Source organism: Allgaiera indica, from assembly GCF_900106675.1.
In the GTDB taxonomy this organism is placed as follows: domain Bacteria; phylum Pseudomonadota; class Alphaproteobacteria; order Rhodobacterales; family Rhodobacteraceae; genus Acidimangrovimonas; species Acidimangrovimonas indica.
On record NZ_FNOB01000009.1, the window covers coordinates 122,281 to 137,700 of the forward strand.

Sequence of the window (15,420 nt, forward strand, 5' to 3'; positions counted from 1 at the left end):
TCTAGCGCACCTCCCAGCCGGTCTCGACGTTGCGCTGCCAGTCCTCGCGGTGCAGCAGCGGCGTGTCATCGCTGAACTCGGGCCAGCCAAGGCAGAGATAGGCGGTAAAGACCCAATCCTCGGGCACCTCGAACAGCCGCTCCATCCGCCGGGGATCCAGGATCGAGACCATCCCGAGACCCAGGTTCTCGGCCCGCGCCGCCAGCCACAGCGTATAGATCGCCATCGCGGTGGATTGGCGCAGCGTCTCGGGCATGGTCAGCCGGCCGAGACGGTGGCCCTCTTGCGGATCGGTCGCGGTGAAGACGGCGAATTGCACCGGCGCCGCGTCGATACCGGCAAGCTTCAGGCGACCATAGGCGCGGGCGCGATCGCTGTCATAGCCCTTCTTCGCCTCGGTGTTGCAGCGCGCGAATTCCACCTTCACCCCAGCGCGCAGCCCCGGATCCTCGACCCGGATCAGCCGCCAGGGCCGGGCATTGCCGACCGACGGCGCGGTGTCGAGCGCCGTGCGCAGCCGGCGCATCACCGCTTCGGGGACGGGATCGCGGCGGAAATGGCGCACGTCGCGGCGCCAGTGCAGGATCCGGTCCAGCGTGTCGGCCTCGTCACGTGTGAACTGCATCTCGGTGCTCCTTCATCGCCCGGCCAAGCCGGGTCCATTCCTCGGCATCTCCCGGCAGGCCCAGGCGCAGCCAGCCCGGTTTGTCCGGGAAGACACGAGACCAGATCCGATGGCGGGCAAGCGCGGCCTGCGCCGCCGTGCCGCCGGGCGTGTCGTAAAGCCGAAACAGCGCCGTGCCGCCGATCAGCCGCCAGCCCGCGGCCCGCGCCAGCGCGTCGATGCGCGGCGTCTCGGTGTCAAGGCGGGCGCGGGTCGCGGCGGCCCAATCGTCGTCGCGCAGCGCGCGGGCGCCGATGTCCAGCGCCGGCCCCGAGACCGCCCAGGGACCGGCCATCGCGGCAAGCCGGCCGATGTCGTCCTCGGCGCCGATCGCGAAGCCCAGCCGCAGCCCGGCGAGCCCGTAGAACTTACCGAATGAGCGCAGCACCAGCAGGCCGGCCAGCGCGCCGCAATCACCCGCGACCGACAAGTCCGGCTCGGGGTCGGCGAAGCTTTCGTCCACCACCAGCCGCCCGACCCGGCCCGCCAGGGCGCGCAGATCCGCCGGTGCGATCCGCCGCCCGTCGGGGTTGTTGGGATTGACCAGCACCGCAAGATCCGCGCCGGCCAGATCGGCGGGTGCGGCGACCTCTTCCACCGACCAGCCGGCTGCCCGCAACGCGGCCGCATGTTCATTGTAGGTCGGTGCCAGCACCCGCGCCCGCCCCGGCGCGGTGAGGCGCGGGATCAGCTGGATCGCGGCCTGCGCGCCGGCCAGCGGCAGGATCGCGGCATCCGTGCGGTAGGCCTGCGCGGCGGCGGCAATCAGTGTGCGCTGCGCCTCCCGCCCTGGCAGGGCGTGCCAGATCTCCGGCGGCAGCGGCGGTATCGGATAGGGACGCCGGTTGATGCCCGTCGAAAGGTCGATCCAATCCCCGGCCGCGCCGCCGAAGCGGGCGATGGCCTGGTCCAGATTGCCGCCGTGGTCGCGCATCGCGCCCCCTTCAGATCGCCGCCAGCAGGGCCAGCATCAGCGCCAGCCCCGTCAGCGCCCGACGATAAAGCCCAAGCGCGCGCCCGATGCCAGCCGAATCCGGATCCGCGCCCGCGGCATTGACCCAGGGTTCCTCGGCCCGGCTGTCGCCATAGACACGGGGGCCCGACAGCCGGATGCCCAGGCTGCCCGCCATCGCGGCCTCGGGCCAGCCCGCATTGGGCGAGCGGTGAAGCCGCGCGTCGCGGCGCGCCGTAGCGAAGGCCCGGCGCGGCGCGGGACCCGCCAGCGCGAACAGAAGCGCCGTCATCCGCGCCGGGATCAGGTTCGCCACGTCGTCGATCCGTGCCGCGGCCCAGCCAAAGGCCTCGTGCCGGGGCGTGCGGTGGCCGATCATCGAATCAAGCGTGTTCACCGCCTTGTAGCCCGCGATCCCCGGCAGCCCGAACAGCAGCCCCCAGAACAGCGGCGCCACCACCCCGTCCGAGGCGTTCTCGGCCAGGCTCTCGATCGCGGCGCGGGCGGTGGCGGGGGTGTCGAGGTGCGCGGGATCACGGCCCACGATCATCGAGACCGCCGCGCGCGCACCTTCCAGATCCCCCGTGGCCAGCGGCCGGGCGACGCGGGCGACATGGTCGTCAAGCGACCGCGCGGCGACCAGCGGCCAGGCCAGCACCCCGGTCAGGATCACCCCCGGCCAGCCCGGCGGCAGCAGCGCCTGCACCGCGGCCGCAAGCGTGACGGTCGCGGCGATGGTCAGCAGCGCCGTGGCGATCCCGGCGGCGCGGCGGCGGGCGGCGGAGGCGCGGTCGCGGTTCCAGTGCCGGTCCAGCTGGCCGATCAGCGCCCCGATCCAGACGACGGGATGGCCGAGCCGACGGTAAAGGCGGTCGGGCCAGCCAAGGCCGGCGTCGATCACGAGCGCGATCAGCATGGGCAGGGCGTAGAGCATCAGCCTTCTCCAGTGCGGAAGCACAGGATGTTGCGGTACCCGGCTTCGCGCATGGCCGATCGCGCCGCTTCCGGCACCGTTCCCGGCGTGAAAAGCAGCGCGCGGGCGGCACCGGTATGGCCGATCGCGAAGCCGAGCGCGCCGAAGCGCCGGGCCAGCGCCTCGGTCGGGTCCGCGCCCGGCCGGCGCAGGGCGAGGGTGCGGCGAGCCGATTCGCTGGCCAGTTCGGCGGCGCGGGCGGGCTGGGCGCAGGCCGCGGGCCATGCGGCGGCGAGGTCGGCGATGTCGGGAAAGGCACCGTCGCGCGGATCGGTGCGTCGCATCGGGCCGAAAAAGCCGCCAAGCACATCGAAGCGCGGCGGCGGCGGCAGTAGCGCGAGCGTCCGCGCCGCGCGCGAGGCCCAGAGGCGCTGCGCGGGGGCCGCGAACATCACCGGGTCAAGCGCCCCTTCGCTGACCAGGCAGGCGCGGGCGATGGCATCGGGGTCGCGCTGCCCGGCGGCGCGGGCCAGCGCCACCCGCGCCGCGGTCGAGGCCCCCGCGCCGCCGCCCGGCGGCATGTCCAGACGCAACACGAAGCGGCCCCGGCGCGGCAGGCCCAGGGCGGCAAGAAAGCGCGCGGCGACCATAGCCGTCAGCGCGCGGGGGCCGGGCTGGTGCAGCGCAAAGGGGCCAGGCCGGCGGGTGGCATGGGCGGCAAGCGCCGCACAGGGCAGGGTGACCAGCGCGACAGGTCCGTCGGGGCCCAGCCGGCCTTGCAGGAATTCCCCGAAATGGGCGGCGACACGGACGTCGCCCGGCGCCGGGCCCGGCCGGGCGTGGGGCGTCACGCCAGGCCCCGGTTCACGAACACGATGGCGCGGCTGCCGTCGGCGAAGACGCGCAGACAGGTGACGGACAGCGGCGCGACCTCGAAGGCAAGTCCGGCCTTGGGCGCGCCCAGCGCCTGACCAAGCGCCGCGCGGATGGTGCCGGCATGGGCGATGATGGTGACGGTTCCGGCCGTGGCCGCGATATCGTCAACGGCGGGAAGGATGCGCGCGGCGGCGTCGAGGAAGCTTTCGCCCCCGATCCCCGGCGGACGCCGTGCCGCCAGCGTCGCACGGTTGAGCGGGCCGAGATCCGGCATCTCGACCACCGGGCGCCCATCCCAGGCGCCGAAATCCTGTTCCCACAGGCGCGGGTCGGTCGCGGGCTCGGCGCCCGGAAACAGCGCCTCGGCAGTGGCGAGGCAGCGCTTGGCCGGGCTCGAGACCAGCTGCGCGGCATCGGCACCAAGTTGCGCAAGCACGCGCCGCGCGGCCTCGATCTCGGCTGTGTCGGGCAGCCGCGCGGGCAGGTCGCTGCGGCCGGCAAGCACGCCCGACACCGCCAGCGGCGCGTGGCGGATCAAAAGCATTTCTGTCGGTTCCGGGCCCGTCACGGTCGGTCTTACCCCCTTTTCAGGTTGCACGAATGATGCTTACTGCCACGCAAACGCGGAGGCGGCATGATCCTACTCATTACAGGCGGCGCCCGTTCGGGCAAGAGCGGCTATGCCGAGGCGCGCACCCTGGCAGTGCCGGGGGTTCCCCAATATATCGCGACGGCGCAGGCGCGCGATGCCGAGATGTCGGCGCGAATCGCCGCCCATCAGGCCCGGCGGGGCGCGCCATGGCGGGATCACGAAGTGCCGCTTGAACTGGTCGCGGCGCTGGCGCAGACGGATGGGGCCGGGCCGCGTCTGGTCGATTGCCTGACATTGTGGCTGGCCAATCTGATGGAGGCCGGGCGCGACTGGCGCGCCGAGGGCCTAGCGCTGGCGAAGGCGCTGGGCAGTCAGCAAAGCCCGGTGATCCTGGTGACCAACGAGGTCGGGATGGGGATCGTGCCGGACAACGCGTTGGCACGCGCGTATCGCGATGCCGCCGGCTGGCTGAATCAGACCGTCGCCGAAGCCGCCGACGAGGTGCATTTCCTTGTCTCCGGCCTGCCGCTGAAGGTGAAATGACTCTAGGATGAAATGACATGAGCGACACGATCTTCCCCGTCTCTTCCTTCGCGGAATTGCGCGGCCGGCTGGCGCGCCTGCCCGAGGCGAGCACGGCCTCGGCGGCCGCGGCCCGGCGCCGCCAGGATGATCTGACAAAGCCGCCGGGGTCCCTGGGTCGGCTCGAGGAACTCGCGGTCTTCATGGCCGGCTGGCAGGGGAACGCGCGGCCCGCGATCGGCCGTGCGCAGGCGGTTGTCTTCGCCGGCAATCACGGCATCTGCGCGCAGCGTGTGAACCCTTTCCCGCAAGAGGTCACCGCCCAGATGGTAGAGAATTTCCGGGCCGGCGGCGCGGCGATCAATCAGCTGTGCCGGGCGAGCGGCGCGGAATTGTCCGTCGTCGCGCTGGATCTCGACAGGCCGACCGGGGATTTCACCCAGGGGCCCGCCATGACCGAGGCCGAGGTTCTGGATGCGATGGCGCGCGGCGCGGCGGCGCTTGACCCGCGGGCGGACATCTTGCTGCTGGGCGAGATGGGGATCGGCAATTCGACGGTCGCGGCGGCACTGGCGCGGGCAAGTTTCGGCGGCGACGGCTGGGATTGGGTGGGGCCGGGAACCGGATCGGATCCGGACGGGATCGCCCGCAAGGTCGAGGCGATTGAGGCCGGGGTCGCGCTGCATGCGGGCGTGCTGGGCGATCCGCTGGCGGTGCTTGCCGCCTTCGGCGGGCGCGAACAGGCCGCGATTTGCGGCGCGTTGCTGGCGGCGCGGGCGCGCAGGGTGCCGGTGATCCTTGACGGGTTCATCTGCACTGCCTCGGCGGCGGTGCTGCATCCGCTGGGGACGGGGGTGCTCGACCATTGCCTTGTCGGCCATGCCAGCGCCGAGCCGGGCCACCGGCGGCTGCTGTCGGCGATCGAGAAACGGGCGCTTCTGGATCTGGGAATGCGGCTGGGAGAGGGCTCGGGTGCGGCGGTGGCATTGGGGGTGCTGCGGGCGGCGTTGGAGGCCCACAACGGCATGGCGACCTTCGCCGAGGCCGGGATCTCCGGGGCATGACCGGCGGGTCCCCATGGTCGCGGCGACGCTGGGCAGAGCTGCGGCTGGCGCTTGCGTTGCTGACGCGGTTGCCGGTCGGGCGGCTGGATCCGGCGCCGCCGCTTTCCGCCGCGGCCTGGGCCTATCCGCTGGCCGGCGTCGCGGTCGGGGCGATCGTGGGGCTTGTCTTCTGGATTGCCCAGGCCCTGGGGCTGGCGCCGCTTGTCGCGGCGATCCTTGCGGTCGCGGCGGGGGTGCTGGCGACGGGCGCCATGCACGAAGACGGGCTGGCCGATCTGGCGGACGGGTTCGGCGGGGGCGCCGATCCGGCCCGCAAGCTGGAGATCATGCGCGACAGCCGATTGGGCAGCTACGGGGCGATTGCCCTGGGGCTGGCGCTGTTGTTGCGCGTGGCGCTGCTGTCCGAGGTCCTGCCCGGGGCGCATCCGGTGGCATTGGCGGCAGGCGTCGCGGCCCTGAGCAGGGCACCGCTGCCGGTGATCATGCGCGTGATGCCCTCCGCGCGGAATGTCGGGCTGGGCAGATCGGCGGCGGATCGGATCGGGGCCGGGCAGGTCTGGGCCTGTGTCGCGCTGGCCTTGGCGATCGCGGTGGTGACTTTGCCGTTCGTGATTGCTCCGGTCCTGGCGGCCGCTCTGGGCGCCGCGCTCATCGCCCTCATCGCGCGCCGCCAGATCGCGGGCTTCACCGGTGACGTGCTGGGCGCGGCGCAGGTGACGGCAGAGCTTTGCATCTGGCTGGCGCTGTCTGCGGCTTAAAGGCGCGACCGCCCCAACCTGGCCGACGGTCGCCGCCGCCGCCACCCGACCACCCCTTTCGCGATCGAAATCCCGGCGCCGCGGGGCCTGGCGCCCCCGACGGTGCCGAAGGGCTATCTGGGATGGCGCCTGAGGCGGGCGAGCCAGTGCATGTCACCGCGGGCGGTCGCGCCCAGGGCCAGCACGACGATCAGGATCGCGCCCTGCGCGGCTTCATAGAGGAACTGGTTCAGCTGCAGCGCGACAAAGCCCGCCCGGATCATGTCAAGCGCGAAGGCGGCCAGCAAAACCCCCAGCACCGTACCGAACCCGCCCAGCGGATCGACCCCCGCAAGCACCGCGATGACGACGGCAAGCAGCACATAGGAGCCCGCGCCATAGTTCGGCGTCGCCCCGGCGGTGCGGGCCACGAAGATGATCCCCGCCACCGAGGCCAGCATCCCGCTGGCGGTATAGATGCCCAGTTGCGCCCCCTTTTCGCGGATACCCGACAGGTTGGCGGCGCGCGGGTTCGCGCCGACCAGGGTGGCGCGTATGCCGAAACGGCTGCCGTTTAGCAAAAGCGCGGCGCAAACCGCACAGACCAGCAGGATGATCGCCGGTAGCGGGATGCCGGCCGGGCTGAGGTTGGCGATATCCAGGATCGGCTGTGGCACGTCGGGCAGCGTGTTGCCCCCGGTCCAGGCGATGGCGAGGCCGCCGAAGACCTCCATCGTCGCCATCGTCGCCAGGATCGCAAGCACCCGCAGGCGGCCGATGATCAGCCCGTTGATCGCCCCGCAGACCGCCCCGACCAGCAGCGCGATTGCGATCCCGGTGGCGATCACCAGCGGACCGTCGTGGCCCGGCCGCGTCGCCCCGACATAGGTGAAATACTGCACCATCGTCACCCCGGCGAGGTCGGCCACCGCGACCACCGACAGGTCGATCCCGCCCAGCACCATCGACAGCATGACCCCCAATCCCAACAGCGCCGTCTCGGGCACCTGGAAGCCGATCGAGGACAGGTTCGCCGCGGTTGGAAAACTGTCGGGCGCAAGCACCGCGAAGATCGCGAAGACCAGCACCGTCACCCCCAGGATCGGCAGCGGGCTGTGTTCCCGGCGCAGGGCGGCGGTGGCACGGGCAAGGGTTTCGACAAGCGTCGTGTTCTGGCTCATGACGGGCTTTCGCTAGGTTTGGCGCCGCCGGCGAAGACCCGGGCCCTGCCGCCCGGCGCGCGTTTGACCTGCAGCGCGATGCCCACGAAGATCATGACGCCGATCGCGACATTGTCCCATGAGCTTTGCACACCAAGGATGATCAGGCAGTACTGGATCAGTTCCAGCAGCAGCACGCCCAGAACCGTGCCCAGCACGCTGCCGCGCCCGCCGAAGATCGACGCGCCGCCCAGGACCACCGCGGCGATCACGATCAGTTCGTTGCCGACGATATCCTGCGGGTTGGCATAGCCGATCAGGCTGACATGGACCATTCCCGCGGCCCCGGCCAACGCCCCGGCGCAGCAAAAGACGATCGTCTTGATCATGCCGACGGGAAAACCGGCCCGGCGCGCGGCCTCTTCGCTGCCGCCGACGGCGTAGATCCCGCGCCCGATGACGGTGAAGCGCAGGCCCAGGTCGATCAGCAGGCAGGTGATGGCAATCGGCACCACCAGGATCTGCAAGCCGGCCAATTGGCCCGTCGCGGTATGGGTCTGGTAGAGATAGTCGATGTTGAAGGTTTGCAGCGACATTGGCAGGTCACTGATGAAGGACGAGCCGACGAAGGTCAGCATCACGCCGACGAAGATGCCGCGCGTGCCCAGGGTGACGATCAGGATCGACAGCCGGCCCAGGGAAACGATCAGCGCGTTGATCGCCCCAAGCCCCGCCCCGATCAGCGTCGAGACCAGGAACATCAGCCATAGATGGCCGCCCAGCAGGCCATGCGCGGCCAGCACCGACGTGCCGTAGCCCGCGAAGATGCCGACCGCGTCGAAGGAGACGTCGATCCCGCCCATCAGCAGCACCAGCATCACCCCCAGCGCGAAGAGAAGCGGCTCGTAGGAGTTGCGCAGGACATTGAACACCGTGGCCAAGCCCAGGAAGCCCGGGTTCAGGGCACCGACGATCAGCGCCAGCAGGACGATCGTCAGCGCGACGATGCCCTCGTTGTGACGGCCACGAAGCCGCGACAGGAAATCAGATGCCGTCATGCGCCACCGCCAGTCGGACCAGGGGCGAGGGATGCGGAAAATGGATCGTCAGCCCGGTCATGCGGCCAACTCCTTCAGGATGCGGCTTTCGGATATGTCGGCGCCGTGCAGTTCCGAAGCCACCACGCCGTCGCGCATCACGATGATGCGGTCGGATATCTCGGCAAGTTCCGGCACGTCGTCGGAGATGACGATGATCGCGGTGCCGTCGGCGCTCAGGTTGCGCAACAGCGATGTGATCTCGCGCTTGGAACCGATATCGACGCCGACAGTGGGGCCGTTCAGGATCAGGATGCGCGGCTTGTCGACGAACCATTTCGCCAGCACCACGCGCTGCTGGTTGCCGCCCGACAGGGTGCGCACCGCAACCGAATCCGACGGCGTCTTGATGCCGAAGGCCTTGATCATCCGCCGCGCGATGGCCGAGACCGCGCGCTTCGTCACCAACCCCATGTTCCGCGGGATCTTGTCGGTGCTGGCGGCAATGACGTTCTGCGCGACGGAGTGATTGAGGAACAGCCCCTCGCTCAGCCGGTCGCCGGGCACATAGCCGATGCCCTGGGCGACCGCGTCCGACACCTGCCGGATCTCGCAAGGCCGACCGTCGATGCTGATCTGACCCGAAGTTATCGGATGAATGCCGAAAAGCGCCTCTGCGACCGCTTCTCGCCCGGATCCCAGAAGCCCGGTCACCCCAAGGATCTCACCGTGATTGAGGCGCAGCGATACGTCCTGAAGCAGGCCCTCGACCCCGATCCTGTCGGCGCGCAGGGCCTCGGGGGCGGCGGTTTCGTCCGCGCGCCGCCGTCCCAGCGCGTTCACCCTCTGGCCGGTCATCGCCTCGCTTAGCGACGCATGGTCGAAGCCGGATGCGGGGCCTTCGGCGACGACGCGGCCGTTGCGGATGACGGTGATCTCGTCGGAAATGCTCAGGATCTCTTCGAACTTGTGGCTGACGAAGGCGATCGAGACCCCCTGGGCGCGCAACAGCTTCACCGTCGCGAAAAGGCTATCGACTTCGCGCCGGGTCAGGGCGGTGGTGGGTTCGTCCATGATCAGCACGCGCGCGTCCTGCGCCAGCGCCCTGCAGATCGCCGTCAGCTGGCGCTGCGCGACAGAGACATCGGCGGCAAGCGCCGAAAACGGCAGATCGACATGGATGCGCGCGGCGACCCGTTCGGCGATGGCGCGCGCTTCGGCCGGGCTAAAGCGCAGCCGGCCCCGCGCGATGATCGGCGCGATGGCGATGTTTTCCGCGATGCTGAGATTGGGAAACAGCGACAGGTCCTGATAGATGACCTGAATGCCATTTCGGATTCCGGTGCGTGGGGTTAGTCCCTGATAGGTCTGCCCGCCAATCGTGATCGTGCCCGCGTCGGGTACCTCGACCCCGCTGATCGTCTTGATCAGGGTCGACTTGCCCGAGCCGTTTTCGCCCGCCAGGCAATGGATCTTACCCGGATACAGCGAAAGCGACACACCGGCGAGGGCATGCACGCCCGCGAATCTTTTCTCGATCCCGTCGACAGAGAGAATTGCAGCACCGGTCATGCGGTTTCTCGCCTTCCCCTTGGATGCGTCGTGGCGTTCCCACGCGCAAGCGGGCCCCGTCCTGGCCAGACGAGGCCCTGCTTCAGATCAGAAATTGTATTTTCCGATATTGGCCTTGGTCAGCTTCAGGATCGCGTTGCCCTGGAAGCAATGCGCGCTGACATCCGTGCCTTCGCATTTCTTGATGTGGGTATAGCCGGGTACGCCCAGATCGGTGCCCACCCCGACCTTCTTGCCCTGAAGCATCATCAGGGCGCCGTTCATCACCGCATGGGCGGTCAGCGCGGAATCCCACAAGAACACATCCTGGATGGTGCCCGCGTTGACGTAGTTGCGCGTCAGCGACGGCACGCTGGTGCCCGCGATGCAAACCTTGCCGCTTAGCCCCAGTTCGGTGACCGCCCGGGCAATGCCGGGAATGTCGGTCGAGGCGCTGCCAAGAAAACCCTTGAGATGCGGGTATTTGACCAGCAGCTCCTTGGTCTTCTGATAGGCAATCTCAGAGTTCTCGTTCGCCACAACCGGCCCGGTCACGCGCTTGATGCCGGGGAACTTGGCCTTTGCCTCGTTCAGTTCGGCCTGGGCCCAGGCCATGTGGCTGGCGGCGGTCAGATGGCCGACGAAAGAGACATATTCGCCCTTGCCGCCCATGCACGACGCCAGCGCATCCATCATCTGCTTGCCGTATTCGGCATTGCTGAAGGCCTCGAGATCAAGGTTGGTATGCTTCAGCTGCGGCGCCTCCTGCGAGAAGACGAAGATCCCCGCCTTCTGTGCCTTGGCCAACACACCTTCGAGCGCCGGCTGCGAGTTCGGGTCCACCCCGATCGCGGTCGGCTTCTGCGGGATCAGGTTCTGGATGATCGACACCTGCCCCTCTGCGGTCGCTTGGGCGGGTCCGGTCTGGGTTGCCTTCACGCCGGTTGCCTTGGCGAATGCCTTCACGCCGCTGTCCATGTTCTGGAACCAGGCGTTGGCAGTGACCTTGATCACGTTCACGAAACGCATCTGCGACGGCTCGACCTGCTTGGCCAGAGCGGCGGGTGCGCTGCCGGCCGCCAGGCCCACCGCCATGCACGCCCCCACGACCCGTTGTCTCATTTCTCTTTTCATCGTCTTCCTCCCTTGCGGCTTGTGCCGATGTACGGCCATTTAGCGCGCCTCCATGGTGCTGAACCTGTTCTCGTGCCCATTCACCTTTTAACGACATAACATCTGAATTCGTGCAGGCATGTAGTCGGTCGACGAAATGCCTGACATTCAACTCTTTCTTGCTTCTTCCAAATCGACCTATGTAATTGATAAAATTAATTAGCAAAGTAATTTCAACAAAATAGCTTAAAATACTTGATATTTCAAGTTGTCGTTTATTTCTATCTAAAATGTGAATGAATGAAGGAAGTGATTTCATTCCAATACTTATAATTGAACAAGGCACAACTCCGGAATTAGCGGTGCCTTCCGGAACTGTAGAATATTTTCTTTTGTGGGTGCCCTATATCTGGGTATTCCCGGTAAGTATTTTCATCCTCCCTCCATCGAAACGACCTTGTCGCGGCCTGCCAATCGACCGGCCGCGTCGCCTGACGGCAGTTGCGCGCGCGGCCTGCGCCGGCCGGCCTCCTGGCGGGCCCGTGACCTGTTCACCGCGCCTGTCGCCGCGGCCTGCCCGCTGTGATGCCGGCGTATGTCTTGCAATTCGCCGGCGTTCCGAAACGGAAGTTTCAGTCCCTTCTTCATCGTGCCGCCCCTCCCATCGGTGCGTGTCATCCGGGCACGCGTTCAGCCAAGGCCGGACATCTCGAACGCGATCTTGTGCAGAGCCGAGGCATTGAGATCGCCCAGGCCCCGGTTCACCGCGCCTTGGTATTGCTCGGCGATCAGCGCGCTTAGCGGAACCGGGACGCCGCTGTCGCGGGCGAAACGCCCGATCAGGCGGGCGTCTTTCAGCATGTGCTTGAGGTAGAAGTTCGGCGCGTAATCGTCAGCCAGCGTGTCCCGGCCGACGCCGCGGATCAGCGCCGATGAGAAATCCGTGACGTCCAGATAACCCATCAGCGCTTCGGGATCGAGGCCGGCACGGCGCGCCAGCGCCAGGGCTTCGCCCAACGAGGCCATCTGCGCCGCGACAAGCAGATTGCCGATCAGCTTGGCGCTGGCGCCCTTGGAATTGCCGCCAAGGTAATGGGTGGTCGCGGCAAGCGATTCAAGTATCGGCGTCAACGCGTCGTAGTCGGCGCGCGCGCCTCCGCACACGAAATCGAGCCGCCCTTCCCAGGCCTCGTTGCGCGATCCGAAGACCGGGGTGTCCAGGTAGCGCAGACCGCGCGCGCTTGCGGCCTGGGCCAGGTCTAGCGACACCGCTGGATCGGTCGTGGTCGCATCCGCGATCAGCGCGCCGGCCCTGGCATTGGCGAAGGCGCCTTCGGCCCCCTGCAGGCAGGCCTGCTGCGCCTCTGGTCCGGTGACGCAGATCATGACCAGCGGCTTGTCCGCTACGGCATCGGCCACCGAGCTGGCGACCCGCGCTGTGCCAAGGTCTTCGGGCAGCGGGCGCGCGGTGCGGTTCCAGACGGTGACGGAATGCCCCGCCCGCAGCAGGTTGCGTACCATGCCTTGCCCCATGATGCCGAGGCCGATGAATCCGATTTCCATGACTCCCCCCTTGCTGGTAGCTCAATGTCCCGGGCGACCGGTGCCCTCGCTGTTTTCAGCCTGGCCTAAGCGCGTGCAACGACGGTCGCGCCGCCGCGACCAATCCCGGCCGGCAGCCATGCGGACCAGCCGGGTATCGATCGCATCGTCAGTGCCATGGATCTGAAGTGTGCCGGCTTCGTGCTTGGACGGGGCGGGGCCACGCCGGTCTGCGGCCCACCTGTATTGGAGACCCGCCCGGGACGATTTCATGAACTTGCGGTGGCAAATGTCTTGCGGTTTCAAGAACCCGTTTCCCTCCGAAGGCCTCGCTTGCCGATCTGGATCGCCGCCGGGCACCGGGTGGCCTTTGCGAAAGACCGAACATTCCCGTTCTTGCAATCCCCGATCGCGCCGCTATGCGCGCGGCGTCAGCGAAGCGTGCTAAATATGTGTCCGGTCTCCTCATCTGCGGCCGCTTCCAGCCGCATCGCACTGTCGCCGTCGATCACCAGCCCGGTAATGAAACCGGCCCTGAGGATCGCCCGCGTGGCTTTCAACTTCGCCTGTCCCGCCGACAGCAGCACGATCTCGCTTTCGCGCAGGGTCGAAAGGTCGATCGCCAGTGCCCGCCGGCAAAGCTCGGAATCGATAAACTGGCCCTCACCGTCGAAGAAGAGGCCCAGCGTGTCGCCGACCGCGCCGCGCTTTTGCAGGCGCTCCAGGTCGTCCGCTGACAGGTATCCGTATTGCGACAGGAAAGAGCCGGAATCGCATTCGCCCACGCTGATGAAACAGGCCGTCGCGCGGGTTGCGGTGCGGATCACCTCTTGCACGACGCGCTGCTGTAGGAAGACGTCGCGATCCTCGACACTGTCGGCAATGAAAGGCACAGGCAGGTACTTTGCCTCGCCCCCGGTCTTCGCTGCGAATTTCTGCACCACGTCGAACGGGTTGGCCGAAGCCGAGCGCGTGAGCGAGCCAAGCAGCGAAACGAATTGCGTGGCCGGCGCATTGATCGGCTGAAAGGCATCCGCCATGGCGCTGATGGTGCGCCCCCAGGCCAGGCCGATGACCGAGCCGTCGAATTGGCTTTGGGCCAGCTTGTTGCGCAGGATGCGCGCCGCTGTCATCCCGACGCCGCGCCGGGCCAGGGCCTCGCGGTCGGTGTCGGCTTGGCCCTGTCCGATGTCATCGGTCGCCATGGCGGGCGTGATACAGCAAAACCGAAGCCCGTAGCGGCGGCGGATCTTCTCTTCCAGCGCGCACATCGTCGACAGGCGGTGGTCGATGTTGATCGTGACGATGCCATTGGCCTTCGCATCTGCAATCAGCCGCGCCACCTTCACCCGCGAAACGCCCAGGGTCGTTGCGATCATGCTCTGCGTCTGCTCGGCCGTGTAATATAGCCAGGCCGCGCGGACCATCATGTCATGTTCGGATCTCTCTCGGTCGCTCATCGGGTTCGCTCCAGCGTCCCGACTCGAATAACATTTGTGCATCGGATGAGCAAAAGAAAATATTTCTTGACGATCTGTTCGTCTGATGCACAAATGTAAAACGCCACTCAGGGCCGGCGCCATCGAAAGCGTCCGGAGGGTTCCGGGGGCGGAAGATCGGATAGCGGCACATGCAAGACGCAGGGGCGGGGCAGGGCTTGGAGGCGCGGGCCGGCGACATCGGCGGCAATCGCGCGCTTGCCGATCTTTACCGCACCATGCGCCGCATCCGCAGCTTCGAGGAACGGGTCGGCGAATTGTTCCTGCGCGGCGAAAGTGCGGGTTCGATGCTGCATCTGTCGATCGGCGAAGAGGCCGCGGCCGCCGGGGTTTGCGCGGCGATGCGGCCGCACGATACCTTCACCACCCATCACCGCGGGCACGGTATCTTCTTGGCCCGCGGCGCCGACCCCCGGCGCATGATGGCCGAAATCGCCGGCAAGCAAGACGGCTATTGCCAGGGCAAGGGCGGCTCGATGCATATCGCCGACATGGGGCTGGGTCATCTGGGGGCGAATGCGATCGTCGGCGGCGGAATTCCCGCGGTCGTCGGCGCCGGGCTAAGCAGCAAGTGCAAGGCGCTTGGATCGGTTTCGGTGGCCTTCTTCGGCGACGGGGCGATGCAGCAGGGTGTCCTTTACGAAAGCATGAACATGGCGGCGCTTTGGGATCTGCCGGTGCTGTTCGTCTGCATCAACAACCAGTACGGCATGGGCACGCGGGTCGATCAGGCGACCCGGGCCACCGATTTCGAGAAACGCGCCCAGGCCTTCGGGTTGAATGGGCGGGCGGTCGACGGGCTGGATGTCGAGGCTGTGCGGCAGATCGCCGGCGACATGGCCGATGCCGCGCGGGCCGGACGGCCGGGGTTTCTGACGGTCTCCTGCTACCGGTTCTTCGGCCATGCGCGGATGGACAAAAGCCCCTATCGCGATGTCGCGGAAGAGGCCGAGGGCCGCAAGAAGGATCCGGTGGCCTTCGCCCGCGACCGGCTGCTTGCCGAGGCGCTTGCCGATGCGGCGACGCTGGACCAGCTTGACGCCGAGATCGGCCGCGAGATGGACGCAAGCATCGACTTCGCAATCGCGGCCGAGGTTCCTGGGCCGGAGGCGATGTTTCGCGACGTCTTCGCGGCTGGAGAGCCGCAGCCAGAGCCGCTGCGCACCCGCCTTGACCGTGTTCTGGCGCGGAGGTGAGC

General features: G+C 67.9%; 16 protein-coding genes. 4 read left to right on the top strand and 12 right to left on the bottom strand.

Going from position 1 to position 15,420, the window contains the following annotated elements; genetic code table 11:
- Position 1: 1 nt before the first annotated feature.
- The 5 genes from bluB to BLV97_RS10230 are packed head-to-tail and all read right to left on the bottom strand — an operon-like array spanning position 2 to position 3,949.
- The gene (bluB, locus tag BLV97_RS10210) at positions 2-625 is read right to left on the bottom strand and encodes a 5,6-dimethylbenzimidazole synthase (RefSeq protein ID WP_035845408.1); all 624 of its coding nucleotides are present in this window, start codon (positions 623-625) and stop codon (positions 2-4) included.
- Complete coding sequence (gene cobD / locus BLV97_RS10215) at positions 609-1,598, bottom strand: threonine-phosphate decarboxylase CobD (protein ID WP_035845410.1); 990 nt, start codon at positions 1,596-1,598, stop codon at positions 609-611. Before cobD ends, bluB begins: the two co-directional genes overlap by 17 nt.
- Before the next feature lie 10 nt (positions 1,599-1,608).
- Positions 1,609-2,550: an adenosylcobinamide-phosphate synthase CbiB gene (gene cbiB / locus BLV97_RS10220; RefSeq protein WP_035845413.1), complete on the bottom strand. Its 942-nt coding sequence runs from the start codon at positions 2,548-2,550 to the stop codon at positions 1,609-1,611.
- Entirely contained in the window at positions 2,550-3,380 is an 831-nt protein-coding gene (locus BLV97_RS10225; RefSeq protein ID WP_051646237.1) for a hypothetical protein, read from the bottom strand. Before BLV97_RS10225 ends, cbiB begins: the two co-directional genes overlap by 1 nt.
- The gene (locus BLV97_RS10230) at positions 3,377-3,949 is read right to left on the bottom strand and encodes a histidine phosphatase family protein (protein WP_051646238.1); all 573 of its coding nucleotides are present in this window, start codon (positions 3,947-3,949) and stop codon (positions 3,377-3,379) included. The genes BLV97_RS10225 and BLV97_RS10230 overlap by 4 nt, the downstream gene beginning before the upstream one ends.
- Positions 3,950-4,039: 90 nt before the next feature.
- Here BLV97_RS10230 and cobU point away from each other — a divergent pair, with 90 nt between their 5' ends.
- The 3 genes from cobU to cobS are packed head-to-tail and all read left to right on the top strand — an operon-like array spanning position 4,040 to position 6,341.
- Complete coding sequence (gene cobU / locus BLV97_RS10235) at positions 4,040-4,540, top strand: bifunctional adenosylcobinamide kinase/adenosylcobinamide-phosphate guanylyltransferase (protein ID WP_035845418.1); 501 nt, start codon at positions 4,040-4,042, stop codon at positions 4,538-4,540.
- 17 nt (positions 4,541-4,557) lie between these two features.
- The gene (gene cobT / locus BLV97_RS10240; protein WP_035845421.1) at positions 4,558-5,583 is read left to right on the top strand and encodes a nicotinate-nucleotide--dimethylbenzimidazole phosphoribosyltransferase; all 1,026 of its coding nucleotides are present in this window, start codon (positions 4,558-4,560) and stop codon (positions 5,581-5,583) included.
- The gene (gene cobS, locus BLV97_RS10245; protein ID WP_035845424.1) at positions 5,580-6,341 is read left to right on the top strand and encodes an adenosylcobinamide-GDP ribazoletransferase; all 762 of its coding nucleotides are present in this window, start codon (positions 5,580-5,582) and stop codon (positions 6,339-6,341) included. Before cobT ends, cobS begins: the two co-directional genes overlap by 4 nt.
- A 113-nt stretch (positions 6,342-6,454) precedes the next feature.
- Here the strand turns inward: cobS and BLV97_RS10250 are convergent, their stop codons facing one another.
- The 7 genes from BLV97_RS10250 to BLV97_RS10275 all read right to left on the bottom strand — a co-directional run bounded on the left by BLV97_RS10250 (position 6,455) and on the right by BLV97_RS10275 (position 14,306).
- Positions 6,455-7,501 carry an ABC transporter permease gene (locus tag BLV97_RS10250; protein ID WP_092164052.1) on the bottom strand — a complete coding sequence of 349 codons (1,047 nt, stop codon included), beginning with the start codon at positions 7,499-7,501 and terminating at the stop codon, positions 6,455-6,457.
- On the bottom strand, positions 7,498-8,538 hold the full coding sequence (locus BLV97_RS10255) for an ABC transporter permease (protein WP_051646240.1): 1,041 nt from the start codon (positions 8,536-8,538) through the stop codon (positions 7,498-7,500). Before BLV97_RS10255 ends, BLV97_RS10250 begins: the two co-directional genes overlap by 4 nt.
- Positions 8,539-8,595: 57 nt before the next feature.
- Complete coding sequence (locus BLV97_RS10260) at positions 8,596-10,089, bottom strand: sugar ABC transporter ATP-binding protein (protein WP_035845427.1); 1,494 nt, start codon at positions 10,087-10,089, stop codon at positions 8,596-8,598.
- 87 nt (positions 10,090-10,176) lie between these two features.
- Positions 10,177-11,190: an autoinducer 2 ABC transporter substrate-binding protein gene (locus BLV97_RS10265; protein WP_160169196.1), complete on the bottom strand. Its 1,014-nt coding sequence runs from the start codon at positions 11,188-11,190 to the stop codon at positions 10,177-10,179.
- Positions 11,191-11,613: 423 nt separating this feature from the next.
- Positions 11,614-11,829, bottom strand: a complete 216-nt coding sequence (locus BLV97_RS20725; RefSeq protein WP_143037511.1) for a hypothetical protein — start codon at positions 11,827-11,829, stop codon at positions 11,614-11,616.
- Between the two features lie 42 nt (positions 11,830-11,871).
- Positions 11,872-12,744, bottom strand: coding sequence for an NAD(P)-dependent oxidoreductase (locus tag BLV97_RS10270; protein ID WP_035845430.1), 873 nt, complete (start codon positions 12,742-12,744; stop codon positions 11,872-11,874).
- 410 nt (positions 12,745-13,154) lie between these two features.
- A complete protein-coding gene (locus BLV97_RS10275; RefSeq protein WP_081825155.1) occupies positions 13,155-14,306 on the bottom strand; it encodes a sugar-binding transcriptional regulator in 1,152 nt (383 codons plus the stop codon).
- Between the two features lie 47 nt (positions 14,307-14,353).
- On the opposite strand from BLV97_RS10275, the gene BLV97_RS10280 reads away from it, so the two are divergent.
- The gene (locus BLV97_RS10280; RefSeq protein WP_210184784.1) at positions 14,354-15,418 is read left to right on the top strand and encodes a thiamine pyrophosphate-dependent dehydrogenase E1 component subunit alpha; all 1,065 of its coding nucleotides are present in this window, start codon (positions 14,354-14,356) and stop codon (positions 15,416-15,418) included.
- The last annotated feature ends 2 nt before the right edge of the window (positions 15,419-15,420 follow it).